12 protein-coding genes and 2 rRNA genes are annotated in these 17,481 nt (G+C 64.5%); 7 read left to right on the top strand and 7 right to left on the bottom strand.

From position 1 onward, the window contains the following. Positions 1–99 precede the first annotated feature (99 nt). A complete protein-coding gene (locus AC1DK4_RS33515) occupies positions 100–378 on the top strand; it encodes a hypothetical protein (RefSeq protein ID WP_441621858.1) in 279 nt (92 codons plus the stop codon). 136 nt (positions 379–514) lie between these two features. On the opposite strand, the gene AC1DK4_RS33510 is transcribed toward AC1DK4_RS33515, so the two are convergent. Then, entirely contained in the window at positions 515–1,438 is a 924-nt protein-coding gene (locus AC1DK4_RS33510) for a LysR family transcriptional regulator (RefSeq protein ID WP_441621856.1), read from the bottom strand. 153 nt (positions 1,439–1,591) lie between these two features. Here AC1DK4_RS33510 and AC1DK4_RS33505 point away from each other — a divergent pair, with 153 nt between their 5' ends. Beyond that, positions 1,592–2,437 carry an IclR family transcriptional regulator gene (locus AC1DK4_RS33505; RefSeq protein WP_477132039.1) on the top strand — a complete coding sequence of 282 codons (846 nt, stop codon included), beginning with the start codon at positions 1,592–1,594 and terminating at the stop codon, positions 2,435–2,437. Between the two features lie 10 nt (positions 2,438–2,447). Here AC1DK4_RS33505 and AC1DK4_RS33500 read toward each other — a convergent pair whose 3' ends face one another. Continuing rightward, entirely contained in the window at positions 2,448–3,296 is an 849-nt protein-coding gene (locus AC1DK4_RS33500; protein ID WP_441621852.1) for a phytanoyl-CoA dioxygenase family protein, read from the bottom strand. Positions 3,297–3,476: 180 nt separating this feature from the next. Between AC1DK4_RS33500 and AC1DK4_RS33495 the strand changes: the two genes are divergently transcribed. The 5 genes from AC1DK4_RS33495 to AC1DK4_RS33475 all read left to right on the top strand — a co-directional run bounded on the left by AC1DK4_RS33495 (position 3,477) and on the right by AC1DK4_RS33475 (position 9,666). Continuing rightward, positions 3,477–4,397: an AAA family ATPase gene (locus AC1DK4_RS33495; RefSeq protein ID WP_441621850.1), complete on the top strand. Its 921-nt coding sequence runs from the start codon at positions 3,477–3,479 to the stop codon at positions 4,395–4,397. Positions 4,398–4,403: 6 nt separating this feature from the next. Next, a complete protein-coding gene (locus AC1DK4_RS33490; protein ID WP_441650230.1) occupies positions 4,404–5,468 on the top strand; it encodes a DUF58 domain-containing protein in 1,065 nt (354 codons plus the stop codon). Beyond that, a complete protein-coding gene (locus AC1DK4_RS33485) occupies positions 5,465–7,489 on the top strand; it encodes a transglutaminase TgpA family protein (RefSeq protein WP_477132038.1) in 2,025 nt (674 codons plus the stop codon). The genes AC1DK4_RS33490 and AC1DK4_RS33485 overlap by 4 nt, the downstream gene beginning before the upstream one ends. A 117-nt stretch (positions 7,490–7,606) precedes the next feature. Beyond that, a complete protein-coding gene (locus tag AC1DK4_RS33480; protein ID WP_441621844.1) occupies positions 7,607–8,095 on the top strand; it encodes a MarR family winged helix-turn-helix transcriptional regulator in 489 nt (162 codons plus the stop codon). Then, positions 8,092–9,666 (top strand): MFS transporter, encoded by a 1,575-nt coding sequence (locus tag AC1DK4_RS33475; protein WP_441650228.1) that lies wholly within the window; start codon positions 8,092–8,094, stop codon positions 9,664–9,666. Before AC1DK4_RS33480 ends, AC1DK4_RS33475 begins: the two co-directional genes overlap by 4 nt. Before the next feature lie 199 nt (positions 9,667–9,865). Here AC1DK4_RS33475 and AC1DK4_RS33470 read toward each other — a convergent pair whose 3' ends face one another. The 5 genes from AC1DK4_RS33470 to AC1DK4_RS33450 all read right to left on the bottom strand — a co-directional run bounded on the left by AC1DK4_RS33470 (position 9,866) and on the right by AC1DK4_RS33450 (position 17,352). Next, a complete protein-coding gene (locus tag AC1DK4_RS33470) occupies positions 9,866–10,183 on the bottom strand; it encodes a hypothetical protein (RefSeq protein WP_441621841.1) in 318 nt (105 codons plus the stop codon). 296 nt (positions 10,184–10,479) lie between these two features. Next, positions 10,480–11,943: a DegQ family serine endoprotease gene (locus tag AC1DK4_RS33465; RefSeq protein WP_441650227.1), complete on the bottom strand. Its 1,464-nt coding sequence runs from the start codon at positions 11,941–11,943 to the stop codon at positions 10,480–10,482. 129 nt (positions 11,944–12,072) lie between these two features. Beyond that, complete coding sequence (locus tag AC1DK4_RS33460) at positions 12,073–12,375, bottom strand: GIY-YIG nuclease family protein (RefSeq protein ID WP_441650226.1); 303 nt, start codon at positions 12,373–12,375, stop codon at positions 12,073–12,075. A 199-nt stretch (positions 12,376–12,574) separates the two neighbouring features. After that, a 23S ribosomal RNA gene (locus tag AC1DK4_RS33455) occupies positions 12,575–15,652 on the bottom strand. 168 nt (positions 15,653–15,820) lie between these two features. After that, positions 15,821–17,352: ribosomal RNA gene (locus AC1DK4_RS33450) — 16S ribosomal RNA — on the bottom strand. Together the 16S and 23S rRNA genes form the textbook arrangement of a ribosomal RNA operon. Positions 17,353–17,481 lie beyond the last annotated feature (129 nt).

Below are 17,481 nucleotides of genomic sequence, written 5' to 3'. Positions count from 1 at the left end.
CGAGGATTAGGGCTTTTTCCTGGGAAGCCGGCAGCATACATTACGGGCAACGTGGCGCACGCCACTAAGCATCACGATAAGCCCAGGAAGAAAAGCTCCATGAAGACCCTCGCACAGCCCCGCACCCTCGCCGCAACCCTACTCTGCGCCATTGGCCTGTCGCTGGCCGCCGCTTCCGCGCACGCCAGCACGCCGGTCTCGGACCTGGCCCGCCTGGACGGCAGCATCGGCCGCCAGATCGACGCTTTCACCGACGGCGCACGCCAAGGCCCGCGCGACCCGTTCACCGATGGCGCGCTGACCGGCCAGCGCGATGCGTTCACCGACGGTGCCCGCAGCGTGAGCGATGCGCGCAGCAGCTTCAGCGACGGCGCCTGAGCACAGCACAACGGCATCCCCCGGGACGGAAGAGACAACAGCAGCAGGCCAAGGCCGGCCTGCCAGCCGGTCATGCAGCCGCGCCAGCCCTCACGGGCCGGGCGCGGCTGTTTCGTTTTGGGCGCGCCGCAGCAGCTCAGCCGTCCTCGCGCAGCTGGCCCTGCAGGTCGGAGGCCGCCATCATGGCCTCCACGGCTTCCATGAACACGCGTACCTTGCGCGGCTGCAGCCTGCGGTCCGGCAGCAGGGCAAAGACCCGGAGCGGCGGCGTCAGGAAGTCCGGCATGACCTTGACCAGCCGCCCCTGCGCGACCTCCGCCTCGCAATAAGCCTCTGACAACCGCGCGATGCCAAGTCCGGCCAGCGCCCCTTGCAGGCGCAATTCCGCGTTGGAAGTCTGCATGCGCGGGCGGATCGGCACGGACACGCGTTCCTCGCCACGCATGAACTCCCACATCCCGTCCCCGGGCGTGGTCAGCGTGGGCAGGTTGGACAGGTCCTCCGGTTGCAGTTGCTGCGGCAGGCTGGCGGCCAGCGCCGGCGCCGCGAACAAGCCACGTTCGACGTGATAGATGCGCCGCGCCACCGTGCCGGAGTCGGGCAGGTCGTTATCGACCGCGACGAAGGCGACATCGAAGCCGTCACGGATGGGATCGACCATGCCCTGGCAGATTTCCACCTTCACATCGAGGGCCGGGTGGGCGGCAAGCGTATGACAGATCACGCCGCCCAGGCGCTGCGCACCGAACTCGTACGGCGTGGCGATACGCAGCACGCCTTGCACGCGCTCCTCGCGCGCCAGCGTTTCCTGCCGGATCTCGCGCAGCCGCGCGAACAGCGGCGCCACATCGCGGTACACGGCGCTGCCGGCGTCGGTCAGACGCATGCGCCGGGTGGTACGCTGCAGCAGCTTGGCTCCGATGGCGGCTTCCAGCCGTGCCACCGCCGCCGAGACCCGGGACTTCGGGCAGTCGAGCTGCTCGGCCGCTGCCGTGAAAGTGCCTTGCTCGACCACGCAGCAGAAGGCTTCCCAATCGTTCCACTGGATTGTCTCGTTCACCAGGCCGGTCTTCCTTTTCCAAACTATGTTTCCAGACGCGCGCCATTATGCGGCACGCGCTGCGGCCGCGCAGGGCAACACTGGCGCGCGGCGCGCATTTCCTCTACCCTTTCGGCCTTTCCGTGCATATTCGGCGTTCGGCCGAACCGACCGATGGCCAGCCCTGCCGCTCCAGACAATCCAGCCAACCCTGCCGCCGGCGCCGGCGCGGACCCCGCAGCACCGGCCCAGGAAAAACCGAGCGATACCTATGTGCAGTCCTTCGCACGCGGCCTTTCGGTCATCCGCGCCTTCGATGCCCAGCATCCGGCCCAGACGCTGAGCGAGATCGCTCAGGCCAGCGGCCTGACGCGCGCCGGCGCGCGCCGGATCCTGCTGACGCTGGTGGGGCTGGGCTATGTGCGCGCCGACGGGCGCCTGTTCCGCCTGACGCCCAAGATCCTGGACCTCGGCTTCGCCTACCTGACCTCGATGCCGTTCTGGAACCTGGCCGAGCCGATCATGGAGGCGCTTTCGCAGGAGGTGCACGAGAGCTGTTCGATCTCGGTGCTCGATGGCACCGAGATCGTCTACGTGCTGCGCGTGCCGGCACGCAAGATCATGACCATCAACCTGTCCATCGGCAGCCGCCTGCCGGCCTATTGCTCGTCGATGGGCCGCGTGCTGCTGGCSGGCCTGCCGGAYGCGGAGCTGGASCGCGTGCTGSGCGCCWCCGACCTGCGCGCCCGYACCAGTCGCACGGTCACCGATCCCGCGGCACTCAAGACCATCGTCGCCGGCATCCGCGAGCGCGGCTGGGCGCTCAACGATCAGGAACTCGAGGAGGGCCTGGTGTCGCTGGCGGCGCCCATCCGCAACCGCGCGGGACAGATCATCGCCGCCATCAATATCAGCGGCCAGGCCAACCGCACCAGCGCCGACGAGATGGCCGCCAGTTTCCTGCCGCCGCTGCTGGCGGCGTCCGAGAAGATCTCGAACCTGATCAGCCTGCGAACCTGAGAGAGCGCGCTCAGCGCGCCTCGCCCGCGGGCAGCGCGACGCTGCCGAACTCGGCCGAGCGCGTGCCCGGCAACGGATGGTTGCTGGCGCCGAAATACGCGAAGGCCGCGGACAGCTTGACCGCCTCGGAACTGTTCCGGCCCGCGCTGTGGAACAGCCGGCTGTCGAAGAACAGCACGTCGCCGCGCGCCAGCGCCAGCGGCCGCACGCCGCGCAGCAAAGCCTGGCTGGCCGGGTGCGATTCGATCAGGAACTCCGCCGCGTCGAGCTGCCCCGGTTCCAGCGCCACCGTGTGCGAGCCGGGAATCACGCGCAGCACGCCGTTGCTCTCGTCCTCGCGCCCCAGCGCCAGCCACACCGTCACCAGTTCAGGACTGGCGAACGACCAGTAGCGCGTATCGCGGTGCCAGCCGGTCTGGCTGCCATAGTGCGGATGCTTGGTCATCACGCAGTTGTGGTGCGCCAGCGTCAGGCAGACCGGCTCGCCCAGCAGCGTCGACACGACCTGCGTCACCGCGGGGTCGCTTGCCCACTGGCGGAAGGCTTCGTCGCGCCCGTAAGCCTGGCGCAGGCGGCGCACGGTGCCGCCGCCCGCCGCATCGCGGCTGGCCGGCGCGCCCGGATAACCGAGTTCGGCTTCGTATTCCACCGGCGCTGCCGCCTGGGCCAGTTGCGCGCGCGTGACCTGCTCGAGGCGGTCGCAGACTTCGGGCGGCGCAAAGCCACGCAGCACGATAAAGCCATCGGCATGGAAGGCACGGTTCAGCGCTTCCAGTTCGGCGGGAGCGGGAACGATGGCGGAGGCCTGGGCTGCCGCCGAAGCAGCGGCGCCCGGGGATGCGGCGAGGGGGGAGTTCATTGCAGCGGATGTGGGTTGGCAGGGCTGACAGCTTCGATAATGCCAGAAGCCGCGCCATCCGGCGTGATCTGGCGCAAGCCGGCCCGCCAGTAGCCCTCGCTACGTGCGCAAACAGACTGTTCCCCGGTACACGCGCGCCGCTACAATGGCCGGGTCCTCGATCCGACCCGCAGGCCTCCAGTGACCGCTCGCCCCCGCATCGTCGCCTCGCTCTCCGAGGCGGAAGCCCAGCTTGGCCGCATCGTCCTGGGCAAGCCCCGGCAACTCCGCCTGGCGCTGGCCTGCATGCTGGCGCGCGGCCACCTGCTGCTCGAGGACCTGCCCGGCGTGGGCAAGACCACGCTGGCCCATGCGCTGGCGCGCACGCTCGGCCTGCAGTTCCAGCGCGTGCAGTTCACCAGCGACCTGCTCCCGGCGGACCTGATCGGCGTCTCCGTGTATATGCGCGACAGCGCCGAATTCCGCTTCCATCGCGGGCCGGTCTTCGCGCAGGTGGTACTCGCCGACGAAATCAACCGCGCCACGCCCAAGACGCAGAGCGCCTTGCTCGAAGCCATGGCCGAAGGCCAGGTCACGCACGATGGCGTCACGCATGCGCTGCCCTCGCCGTTCTTCGTCATCGCCACGCAGAATCCGCTGGACCAGATCGGCACCCACGCGCTGCCCGAGTCGCAGCTCGACCGCTTCACCATGCGGCTGTCGCTGGGCTACCCCGATGCGGCCTTCGAGCGTGTGCTGTACCTCGGCGGCGCGGCGCCCGCGGCCGCCGCTCCCGTGATGGATTCGGACCAGGTGGCGGCGCTGCAGCAGGCCGCGGCGCAGGTCTATGCCGGCCCCGCCCTGGTGGACTATGCGCTGGCGCTGGTGCAGGCCACCCGCGCGCATCCTGGCTTTGCGGCCGGGCTGTCGCCGCGCGCCGGCCTTGCGCTGCTGGCCTGCGCGCGGGCCTGGGCCCTGCTCCACCAGCGCGACATGGTGTTGCCGGAAGACGTGCAGGCGGTGTTCGAGCCGGTGGCCGGCCACCGGCTGCTGCCCGCGAGCGGCGCCGGCGCGGGACAGGAGACCATCGCGCGGCTGCTGGCCGACGTTGCCATTCCCTGAGCCGCGATGTCGCGCAGCCGGCCGCTCTCGCCGCATAGCCCGCCGCGGCCGTCCCCGGCACGTGCGCCGGGCCGCAAGCCATGGCCCTCAGCCACGGCGCCGTGGCTGCGGCGCAGGCGCGCGCCCCGGCAAGGCGTGGTGACGCTCGACCGCCAGCATCTCTATATCCTGCCCAGCCGCGCGGGCCTCGGCTTTGCATTGCTGCTGCTGGCCATGCTGCTGACTTCGCTCAACTACAACATCAGCCTCGGCTTCGCCCTCACCTTCCTGCTGGGCGGCATCGGCATGGCTTGCATGTGGCAGGCCTACCGCAACCTGCTCGACATGACCGTGGCCGGCGCCAGCGCCGCGCCGGTCTTCGTCGGCGAGTCCGCTGCGTTCAGCCTGCGCGTGGCGGGCGTCGCCGGCGACGATGCGCCGGTGCGCATCGGCATCGAAGCCACGCTGCCGGCGCAGGCCGGAGCGCCGCCGGCCAGCCTGAGCCTGGCGCGCGGCACCGCGGGCACGCTCACGCTGCGGCTGCCCACCAGCCGGCGCGGCTGGCTTGCGCTGCCGCGCGTGACGCTGTCGAGCCGCTTTCCGTTCAACCTCTTCCGGGTATGGAGTTACGCCGACCTGCCGCTGGCCGCCCTGGTCTACCCGCTGCCCGAGGCCGGCGCACCGCCGCTGCCGTTCGCCACGCAGGCGGACGAGGATGGCGCGTCCACGCTGGTGTCGGACGACGGTACCGACCAGTTGCGGCGCTACCGTAGCGGCGACCCGCTACACCGCATCGCCTGGAAGCACAGCGCGCGCACCGGGCGCTGGCTGAGTCGCACCGGGCAGTCCGGCAGCCAGCCGTCCTGCTGGCTCGAATGGCATTCGATGCCGCCCGCCCTGGGCAACGAGGCACGGCTGTCGCGCCTGTGCGCATGGGTACTGGCCGCGGGCGATGCAGTGGAGATCGGCCTGCGGCTGCCCGGCGTGGAGATCGCGCCCGGCCGCGGTGGCCCGCATCGCCGCGCCTGCCTCGAGGCGCTGGCGCTGTGGCCTGGCAAGCCGGGACAGCCCGCGCCGGAAAGCCCGCGATGAAAGCGCCGCCGCGCGCGCTCGCCCACGAAGAGCACGGCCTGTTGCTCGGGCAGCTGGCGCTGGTGCTGGCGCCGCAGGCACGCGGGCTGCCCGTCACCATCAGCGTCCTGCTGGTCTTGCTGATGGGCTGGCGCTGGCTGCTCTGGCGCCAGCGCGCGCCGCTGCCGTCGCGCCTGATGCTCGGGCTGACCGCCGGGCTGGTGCTGCTGGTGGCCGCGGCGCTGGCGTGGCAGGCCGGCGGCAACATAGGCCGCGATCTCTCGGTGGCATTGCTCGGCGCCTTCGTCGTGCTCAAGCTGCTCGAGTGCCGCGTGCTGGCCGACGCCACGCTGGTGACGCAGCTCTGCTTTTACCTGCTGCTGAGCCTGTACCTGTTCGACCAGCCTTTCTGGCTGGCGCTGTATGGCCTCGCCATCGCTGCCTGGCTGCTGCGCAACTGGCTGTTCCTGGGCCATCCGGAGGCGCGCGGCTATCTCGCGGTATGGCCGCTGCTAGGCCGGCTGACGCTGATCGGGCTGCCGTGGGCGCTGGTGCTGTTCGTGCTGTTTCCCCGCCTGGACCGACCGCTGTGGCGTTTGCCGCAGGCCGAGGCGGTAGCCGCCACCGGCATCAGCGACACCATGAGCCCCGGCAGCGTGAGCCAGCTGACGCAGTCGACCGAAGTGGCGCTGCGCGCCGACGTGCAAGGCGGCCCGCTGCCGGCCGGCGCCCTGTACTGGCGGGCGCTGGTGTTTTGGCAGTTCGACGGCCAGACCTGGCGCCCGGCGCCGGGCAGGCAACGCGCCGCGCAGCCCGCGCCGGGGCTGCCGCCAGCTGCCGACGCGACGGACACCGTGGCTGGCACAGCCGCGAACACGGCGGCGACCGGCGTGATCGACTACAGCATCACGCTCGAACCCAGCCAGCACCCGTGGCTGTTCCTGCTCGACCGCGGCCAGGCCATCGCTGCCGAAGCCGGCGCCACGATCAATGCCGACGGCGAGTTTTTCGTCCGCGACGCGGTCGACCGGCGCCTGCGCTATCGCGCGCGCTCGGCGCCGGGCGCAGCGCAAGCGCTCGATCCGCAGGCACTGCAACTGGCGCTCTCGCTGCCGCCCGGCAACCCGCGCAGCCGCGCGCTTGCCGCCGAATGGGCGCAGCGCTATCCGGAGCCTGCGCAACGCGCGCAGGCCGCGCTGCAGCTGTTCGCGGCGGCGCCGTTCGGCTACACGCTGTCGCCCGCCCCGCTCGGGCGCGAACAGATCGACAGCTTCCTGTTCGACACCCGCCGCGGCTTCTGCGAGCACTATGCCAGCAGCTTCGTCTTCCTGATGCGCGCGGCGGGCGTGCCGGCGCGGGTGGTCACGGGCTACCTGGGCGGCGAGTACAACCCGATCGGCGGCAACTACATCGTGCGCCAGGCCGATGCGCACGCATGGGCGGAGATCTGGCTGGCCGGACGCGGCTGGGTGCGCGTCGATCCCACCAGCGCGGTGGCGCCGAGCCGCGTCGAGCGCGGCATCGACGCGGCGCTCGACGCCAGCGAGATCGAGGCGCTGCGCGCGGTACGCGACCCGGGCTGGCTGCGCAACCTGCGCTGGGGCATGGATGGCATGGTCTACACCTGGCAGCGCTGGGTGCTGCAATACGATCGCGGCCAGCAGGCCCGGTTCATGCATCGGATAGGCGTCGGCGACAGCCTGCCGCAGGCGTTGCTCGGCGGGTTGGCCGCGCTCAGCCTGCTGGGGCTAGTGCCGCTCATGCGCCGGCGCCGCGAGACCGATCCGGTACAGGCGCTCTATGCGCGCTTCTGCCGGCAACTGGCACGCCACGGGTGCGTACGCTCGCCTTCCGAGGGGCCGCAGGATTTCGCCGAACGCGCGGCGCTCGCCTGGCCGGCCGCCGCCCGCGCCGTGCACGATTTCAACCAGCGCTATGTCAGGCTGCSCTACGGGCAACTTGCGCCGGCGCTGCGTACGGCCGAGCTGGCCGCGCTGCGCCGGGCCCTGCGGCAACTCCACCGCACCCCGCGGGGCGCATGAAGCTGCCGAGCCGCCCGTCATCTCGGCGACTTGTTTCAAGTGATATAATTTCATACGAAATCAATTCGCCAGTGCAGCACCCGCTTGCGCCGGCATCACCAGAAGCATTACGCCTCCATGTCGTTCGAAGACCGCATTGAACGCTTTTGTGCCAGCCACCCCGAGGCACCGCGTGACCTGATCCTGGCCTCGCGGCTGCTGCTGCGCACGGCGCGCCTGCTGCGCGACCATATCGACCGGGCACTTGCACCGTTCGAGCTGGACCTCCAGCAATACCTGGCGATCAGCATGCTCGCCACCGATGACGCCCAGCCGACGCTGCCGTCCGAGCTAGGGCTGACGCTCGACGCCACCCGCACCCAGATGACACGCCTGATGGACAGCCTGGCAGCGCGCGGGCTGGTACGCCGCAATGCTTCCACGCAGGACCGCCGCAGCACCGAGCTCGTGCTCACCGCGGCCGGCCTGCGCCTGCTCGAACGTGCCGCACCGGCGGTGCACGCCGCTTACGCCGAAGCCTGGCAGCCACTGGGAGACAGCGGCCTGGGCACCACCACGCGGGCCCTGAACCGCATGCACAAGAACCTGCTCGCGCTGGAGCCATGAGATCAGGCTCTGCCTTGCGCCCGCTTCGGCTCGGGCTGCGCTGGCTGCGCCTGCTCAGCCGCCGGCAGCGGCAGACACTGGTCATGCTGCTGCTCGCGCTGGCCACCTCGGTCGAGTTTCTCGAGAACATCATGTTCGTGTTTGCGTCCAGCCACATCGTCGGCGGCGTGGACGCGGACCCGCGCAGCTTCGCCCTGGTCCAGGCCGCCTACGCGGTCGGCAGCATGTTGATGATCCTCAAGCAGCAATGGCTGGCGCAGCGCTTCGGCTACCGCTACTACCTCACCGGCGCGCTGCTGATCTTCATGGCGGGCACGCTGGCGGCGGCGACCAGCCATTCGCTGCCGCAGCTGGTGGGCGCGCGCTTCGTCCAGGGCGTCGGTGGCGGCGCGCTGTTTACGAGCTGCCGCATCCTGGTCAATGTGATGTTCGCGCCGGCCGACCGGCCCCGCGCGGCGCGCATCTTCATGCTCGGCATCTTCTCGGCCTCCGCGGTGGCGCCGGCACTGGCGGCGGAACTGATCGAGCGCGGCGTGTGGCAGGACGTGTTCTACGGCGCGCTGCCCTTCGCGGCGCTGGCGGCGCTGGGCGCGTGGCTGCTGCTGCCCGATGCGGAGCCGGGCAACGACGACCAGGGCCCCGCGCTTGGCCCGCTGCTGCTGTTCGGCGCGGCGGTAGTGTCGCTGCAGGCCGCCCTGACCGAGGCCCGCTTCGACGTCTTTTCGCACCCGCTGCGACTGGTGGCGATCGGCGCGGTCGGGGTCGGCCTGTTCGGCTGGTTCCTCTGGCAGCAATGGCACCACAGCGCGCCAGTGCTGCGCGTGCGCGCGCTGCGCAACCCCGTCTACCTGACCGGGCTGGGGATGTACTTCGCCTACTATCTGATCAGCAACCTGAGCGCCTACGTGTTCCCGATCTACGCGGAACAGGCGCTGGGCATGCCGCTGGCCACCACCGGCTGGCTCAACAGCTTTGCCGCCATGGTCAGCCTGGCCGGCATCGTGGTTTATCTGCGGGTGGCGCCAAAGCTGCCGCACAAGAAGCCGCTGATGGCGAGCGGGCTGCTACTGATGGCAGGCGCGGCATGGTGGTTTTCGTCGATGCCGCCGGACGCCGGTACGCAGGCGCTGATCGCCGGGCTGATCGGCAAGGGCCTGTTTGGCGTGATGGTGATCATCCCCATCGCGGGCCTGACCTTCCGCTCGCTGGCCGAGGAAGACTTCGCGCATGGTTATCGCAGCAAGAATCTGCTGCGCCAGATCGCTGCCTCGTTTGCCTCCGCGCTGGGCGCTGTACTGTTGCAGAACCGGCAGTTCGCCGTGCACACCAGCCTGACCGGCGCCCTTGGCCAGCACACCGCACAGGCACAGCAATGGCTGGACGCGGTGCAGGCGGGCTGGAGCGCGCGCGGCTTCGATGCCGGCAGTGCGCACCAGGCCGCGATGGCGCAACTCGCCAGCCTGGTCGACTCGCAGGCCCGGCTGATTGCGTGCGAGGACCTGTACCGGCTGATCGCGGTGCTGGCGTTGACCGCTGCGGCCTTCATGCTGGCTCAGAGACGCCTGGACTGAACGGAGCGCGACTGAACGGAGAGCGGCAGGGACTGGTTCGGATACGGCGTGCGTGCCGCGGGGATGGTGAGGCGGGCGTCACCGCTTGGCGGCTTGCCGTGGGCAATGCGTGTGGCCGGGCTGGATCGCTGCGGCGCGCTTGCGCGATACGGGCACTGCATCTGCCGGCAAAGCCGCCGGCGACATCGGAGTCCTGCGCTTAGAACAGCGGCAGCTGGCGCATGCCGAAGCCGATGGTTTCTTCCACACGCATGCGCGCATGCACGAGCGAGCCTTCCGCGCCGGAATAGTTGCCGGCGGCCCAGTGATAGACAACCGGCAGCTCGCCACGATCTGACAGGCGTACCTCGCCAAGCTTCTCGCCACGCTCATTGCGGTAGAAGTGCGAACGGTAGCCACGCTCCCAGTGCGGGGCTTCAGCTTTCTTGCGGCGGCGCGGAGAGGGCGTCGATTGCGGCAGGCGCCGCGCTCTTTCGGTACCCGTGATCGCGGACGCGCGGGTGAAATCCAACTGCATAGACTTCCTTGTGTCTTCGAGTCAGCAAGACGAATTCGCAACAAGGGCCTGCAGCCGTCGCGGCGTGTCTTGCGTCGCAGTCGAGATAATACCTGTTACAGCGCGTTCTGACAGCCCTATTTGCACCGGAATTCGGCTTCCAGCAAGGCTTGGCGGGCCGGACGTATACCTGGCGTATACGTCCGCGTATACGTCCGCGTATACGTAAACGTATACGCGTTTACCGGCCCGCTCACGTTTTCCGACTCGATTATCACCGCGCTTTCGGCGGCGGCTTACCACGCTTCCAACGACGCTCAACCGAGGTCGAGCGGGATGAAAATACGGGCGTCATCGCGCTGCACCAGCAAGGCGACCTGCTTGCCGGACTTCGACACCAGCGCGCGCAACTGATCCGCCGAACTGATCGGCGTGCCGTTGATCGACAGTATGACGTCGCCGGGCTGGATGCCTACCTTGGCCGCCGGGCCCGCGACATCCTCCACGACCAGGCCGCCGTCGATGCCGCTGTCGCGCTTCTCCGTGGGGCTCAGCGGACGCACCGCCAGGCCGAGCTTGCCACCCGCATTGTTGGCGGGACTCTTGTCGGCGACAGCCGCATCCTTCGCCGTGCCGATCTTGACGGTCAGGGTCACGGGCTCGCCTTTGCGGATCACCTTGAGCGAAGTCTGCGTGCCCGGCGCGAGGTCGGCGACGTGCTCGGGCAGGTCGCCCGAATGATCGATCACGTCGCTTCCCAGTTGCACGATCACGTCGCCCGGCTTGACGCCGGCCTTCGCCGCGGGGCTGTCAGGCTCGACCGAGTTCACCAGCGCGCCGCTGGGCTTCGGCAAGCCGAACGATTGCGCCAGGGCCTGGTTTACCTCTTGCACGCCGATGCCAAGACGGCCGCGCGTAACCTTGCCGTGCGCGACCAGTTGCGCCTGCACCTTGCTGGCCACGTCGATCGGAATCGCAAAGGAGAGTCCCTGGTAGCCACCGGTCTGGCTGTAGATCTGCGAGTTGATGCCGATCACCTCGCCGCGCTGGTTGAACAGCGGGCCGCCCGAATTGCCGGGATTGACGGCAACGTCGGTCTGGATGAACGGCACATAGGTGTCGTCCGGGAGCGAGCGCGACTTGGCGCTGACGATGCCGGCGGTCACCGTGTTTTCGAAACCGTAAGGCGATCCGATGGCGAGGACCGGTTCGCCCACGCGCACGCGCGACGGATCGCCCAGGCGCACCGTCGGGAGATTCTTCGCATCGATGCGGATCACGGCGACGTCCGTCTGCGCATCCGCACCGAGCACCTTGGCCTTGAACTCGCGGCGGTCCGTCAGCTTGACGGTTACCTCCTGGGCGCCGTCCACCACATGGGCATTGGTCATGATCAGGCCATCCGGGCTGATGATAAAGCCCGAGCCGAGGCCACGCACCAGCTGCTGCTGGCCGCTCTGCGGACCCTGGAACTGCGGACCGAAGCGCTTGAAGAACTGGAACAGCGGGTCGTCGGGGTCCATGCCCTGCGGCACCTGCGCCGAGGTGCGCTGCGCGCGCGCGGTCACGCTGATATTGACCACGGCAGGGCCGTACTGGTCGACGATGCCCGAAAAATCAGCCGGGGTGGCCACGGCCACTGGCTGCGACGATGCCGTCGCGGGCGCCTGCGCGGCATATCCCGGCGTGATGACTTCCTTCTGCAGATAGGTATACCCCCCGGCGAGCGCAGCCAGGGCAGCAATACCGATGGCAGAGCGGGCTAGTGTCTGGCGGATCATGGCGTCTTCCTTTCCTGAGTTACCTTGGGCGTCCTCGAGCCGGGACGCGACAGGACCATGCTAAGGGGCCATCCTTAAACCAGACTTAAGGGAAGGAAAGGAAGTGGGAACTCTGGAGTCCGCGGCGTACTAGCTGGCCGCAGTCATTTGCCCGGGATCGTTATTTTCCGACAACATCGCGCATAATGCGCGCTTTTGCGCTGAATTCAGGCGCTTGGCGGCAGCCTCGGCCTTCGAGGCTTCCGAGCGGTTTTCGAATTCCTGCCAGGCGAGGATCCGGATCGGCTTGCGTGAACGCGTGTATTTGGCGCCGGTTCCTGCCTGATGCTGGGCAAAACGACGCTCCACATCGGTCGTGATGCCGGTGTAGATGGTATTACCTTCGCATTCGAGCAGGTAGAGAAACCATGAAATGTTGCTCTCGGCTGGCATCCGGGGCGATTAGAGGTATATGGAAACAGAGCAATTATGCCGGCTGGCACGATGACTGCAAAGGCACCGTGCATTCAGGCCATCGCAAGGCTGGGGTTGAGCCAGCACAGCAAATAGGGATGTAGTCAGGTTGCGAGGTATCGGCCGAGCTTTGCTAGCGGCACGCGATACGTCATACCAGGAGAAACACACTGGTTATAGGATCAAGCCTTACGGGCAATTAGTACTGGTTAGCTTAACGCATTACTGCGCTTCCACACCCAGCCTATCAACGTCCTGGTCTCGAACGACCCTTCAAGGAGGTCAAGCCTCCAGGGAATCCTCATCTTCAGGCGAGTTTCCCGCTTAGATGCTTTCAGCGGTTATCTCTTCCGTACATAGCTACCCTGCGATGCCTCTGGCGAGACAACAGGTACACCAGCGGTACGTCCACTCCGGTCCTCTCGTACTAGGAGCAGCCCCCGTCAAGATTCCAACGCCCACGGCAGATAGGGACCAAACTGTCTCACGACGTTTTAAACCCAGCTCACGTACCTCTTTAAATGGCGAACAGCCATACCCTTGGGACCGGCTACAGCCCCAGGATGAGATGAGCCGACATCGAGGTGCCAAACACCGCCGTCGATATGAACTCTTGGGCGGTATCAGCCTGTTATCCCCAGAGTACCTTTTATCCGTTGAGCGATGGCCCTTCCATTCAGAACCACCGGATCACTATGTCCTGCTTTCGCACCTGCTCGACTTGTCGGTCTCGCAGTTAAGCACGCTTTTGCCATTGCACTTTAGGTACGATGTCCGACCGTACCAAGCGTACCTTCGAACTCCTCCGTTACACTTTGGGAGGAGACCGCCCCAGTCAAACTGCCTACCATGCACTGTCCCCGAYCCGGATTCACGGRCCAAGGTTAGAACCTCAAACAAACCAGGGTGGTATTTCAAGGACGGCTCCACGCAGACTAGCGTCCACGCTTCAAAGCCTCCCACCTATCCTACACAGATCGGTTCAAAGTCCAATGCAAAGCTACAGTAAAGGTTCATGGGGTCTTTCCGTCTAGCCGCGGGGAGATTGCATCATCACAAACACTTCAACTTCGCTGAGTCTCGGGAGGAGACAGTGTGGCCATCGTTACGCCATTCGTGCAGGTCGGAACTTACCCGACAAGGAATTTCGCTACCTTAGGACCGTTATAGTTACGGCCGCCGTTTACCGGGACTTCAATCAAGAGCTTGCACCCCATCATTTAATCTTCCGGCACCGGGCAGGCGTCACACCCTATACGTCCACTTTCGTGTTTGCAGAGTGCTGTGTTTTTATTAAACAGTCGCAGCCACCATTTTATTGCAACCCCTTCACCCTCCTGGCGCAGGCCAGTCAAGCTACAAGGGCGTACCTTATCCCGAAGTTACGGTACCAATTTGCCGAGTTCCTTCTCCCGAGTTCTCTCAAGCGCCTTAGAATACTCATCTCGCCCACCTGTGTCGGTTTGCGGTACGGTCTCGTATGACTGAAGCTTAGAGGCTTTTCTTGGAACCACTTCCAATTGCTTCGCAGCACTAGGCCGCTCGCCCCATATCCTTGAATTCCGCGCCCGGATTTGCCTAAGCGCCTTCTCCAATACAGGGACCGGGACTTCCAACACCCGGACAACCTTCCGCGATCCGTCCCCCCATCGCATCATACGACGGTGCAGGAATATTAACCTGCTTCCCATCAGCTACGCATCTCTGCCTCGCCTTAGGGGCCGACTCACCCTACGCCGATGAACGTTGCGTAGGAAACCTTGGGCTTACGGCGAGGGGGCTTTTCACCCCCTTTATCGCTACTCATGTCAGCATTCGCACTTCTGATACCTCCAGCATCCTTTACAAGACACCTTCACAGGCTTACAGAACGCTCTCCTACCATGCGTGCACTCCTTTAAATCCACTTCACTTGCTACCCAACATCACTGTTGGGCGCTTTGTCGATGCTGCGCATCGACAAGCAAGGTGCACTTAAAGGAATGCACGCATCCGCAGCTTCGGTGACTGGCTTAGCCCCGTTACATCTTCCGCGCAGGACGACTCGATCAGTGAGCTATTACGCTTTCTTTAAAGGGTGGCTGCTTCTAAGCCAACCTCCTGACTGTTTTAGCCTTCCCACTTCGTTTCCCACTTAGCCAATCTTAGGGACCTTAGCTGGCGGTCTGGGTTGTTTCCCTCTTGACACCGGACGTTAGCACCCGATGTCTGTCTCCCGTGATTGCACTCTTCGGTATTCGGAGTTTGCTATGGCGGGGTAATCAGCAATAGACCCCCCAACCATGACAGTGCTCTACCCCCGAAGGTGAGACACGAGGCACTACCTAAATAGTTTTCGGAGAGAACCAGCTATTTCCAGACTTGTTTAGCCTTTCACCCCTATCCACAGCTCATCCCCTAACTTTTCAACGTTAGTGGGTTCGGTCCTCCAGTACGTGTTACCGCACCTTCAACCTGGCCATGGATAGATCGTCTGGTTTCGGGTCTACACCCAGCGACTGAACGCCCTATTCGGACTCGCTTTCGCTACGCCTTCCCTAATCGGTTAAGCTTGCCACTGAATGTAAGTCGCTGACCCATTATACAAAAGGTACGCCGTCACCCCGCTTTAAGCGCTCTCGCGCTTAAACCGCTTTGCGCGYCAGTGGTGCTATTTCACACTGGAGTCTTTTGACGATTTTCACTACCGTGAAAATCGCCGAAAGCGCTTAAAGCGGGGCTCCGACTGTTTGTATGCATGCGGTTTCAGGATCTATTTCACTCCCCTCCCGGGGTTCTTTTCGCCTTTCCCTCACGGTACTGGTTCACTATCGGTCGATCACGAGTATTTAGCCTTGGAGGATGGTCCCCCCATCTTCAGACAGGATTTCACGTGTCCCGCCCTACTTGTCGTACACCTAGTTCCACAACGCTGTTTTCGCATACAGGGCTATCACCTGCTATGGCCGRCCTTTCCARACCGTTCTGCTAACAACACTGCTAAAGAGTACAAGGCTCTTCCCATTTCGTTCGCCACTACTCTGGGAATCTCGGTTGATTTCTGTTCCTGCAGCTACTTAGATGTTTCAGTTCGCCGCGTTCGCTTCCCTGACCTATGTATTCAGTCAGGGATGACCCATWCGGGCCGGGTTTCCCCATTCGGACATCTCCGGATCAAAGCTTGTTTGCCAGCTCCCCGAAGCTTTTCGCAGGCTACCGCGTCCTTCATCGCCTGTGATCGCCAAGGCATCCACCACATGCACTTGTTCGCTTGACCCTATAACGAGTGTGTCTCAATTRCTTGAGCGCACGTCGCTACAGGATGAGTTCTCGCATTTGTGCCGTATTCCAAGTCATCTTTCGATCACTTAAATACATTTCRGTTGATACAATCACAACCCGGTATCGTGTTTTGTACTGCAGCGTCTCATCAACGCTTCACGTGAAAGGAGGTGATCCAGCCGCACCTTCCGATACGGCTACCTTGTTACGACTTCACCCCAGTCATGAACCCTGCCGTGGTAATCGCCCTCCTTGCGGTTAGGCTAACTACTTCTGGCAAAACCCACTCCCATGGTGTGACGGGCGGTGTGTACAAGACCCGGGAACGTATTCACCGCGGCATGCTGATCCGCGATTACTAGCGATTCCAGCTTCACGTAGTCGAGTTGCAGACTACGATCCGGACTACGATGCGTTTTCTGGGATTAGCTCCCCCTCGCGGGTTGGCAACCCTCTGTACGCACCATTGTATGACGTGTGAAGCCCTACCCATAAGGGCCATGAGGACTTGACGTCATCCCCACCTTCCTCCGGTTTGTCACCGGCAGTCTCTCTAGAGTGCCCTTTCGTAGCAACTAGAGACAAGGGTTGCGCTCGTTGCGGGACTTAACCCAACATCTCACGACACGAGCTGACGACAGCCATGCAGCACCTGTGTCCACTTTCTCTTTCGAGCACCTGATGCATCTCTGCTTCGTTAGTGGCATGTCAAGGGTAGGTAAGGTTTTTCGCGTTGCATCGAATTAATCCACATCATCCACCGCTTGTGCGGGTCCCCGTCAATTCCTTTGAGTTTTAATCTTGCGACCGTACTCCCCAGGCGGTCAACTTCACGCGTTAGCTACGTTACTGAAGAAATGAATCCCCAACAACTAGTTGACATCGTTTAGGGCGTGGACTACCAGGGTATCTAATCCTGTTTGCTCCCCACGCTTTCGTGCATGAGCGTCAGTGACGTCCCAGGGGGCTGCCTTCGCCATCGGTATTCCTCCACATCTCTACGCATTTCACTGCTACACGTGGAATTCTACCCCCCTCTGACATACTCTAGCCTTGCAGTCACAAGCGCCATTCCCAAGTTGAGCTCGGGGATTTCACGCCTGTCTTACAAAACCGCCTGCGCACGCTTTACGCCCAGTAATTCCGATTAACGCTCGCACCCTACGTATTACCGCGGCTGCTGGCACGTAGTTAGCCGGTGCTTATTCTTCCGGTACCGTCATCCCCCCGAGGTATTAACCCAGAGGATTTCTTTCCGGACAAAAGTGCTTTACAACCCGAAGGCCTTCTTCACACACGCGGCATTGCTGGATCAGGGTTGCCCCCATTGTCCAAAATTCCCCACTGCTGCCTCCCGTAGGAGTCTGGGCCGTGTCTCAGTCCCAGTGTGGCTGATCGTCCTCTCAGACCAGCTACTGATCGTCGCCTTGGTAGGCTTTTACCCTACCAACTAGCTAATCAGACATCGGCCGCTCCTATCGCGCGAGGCCTTRCGGTCCCCCGCTTTCACCCTCAGGTCGTATGCGGTATTAGCTAATCTTTCGACTAGTTATCCCCCACGACAGGGCACGTTCCGATGTATTACTCACCCGTTCGCCACTCGCCACCAGGATTGCTCCCGTGCTGCCGTTCGACTTGCATGTGTAAGGCATGCCGCCAGCGTTCAATCTGAGCCAGGATCAAACTCTTCAGTTCAATACCTGTGTGGTGCCGAAGCACCTCGCTCTTTCGAGCGGTCGCTCACTCTCAGAAAACTGACTCGATCCTCCCGAAGAAGAACCGAACATGTTTTACTGTGCGAGCACTTTATAACTTGTAAGCTCC

The organism is Cupriavidus sp. 05N38, assembly GCF_056397345.1.
Note: the sequence above shows the minus strand (reverse complement) of the source record. Positions and strands in the feature narration are given on the sequence as shown.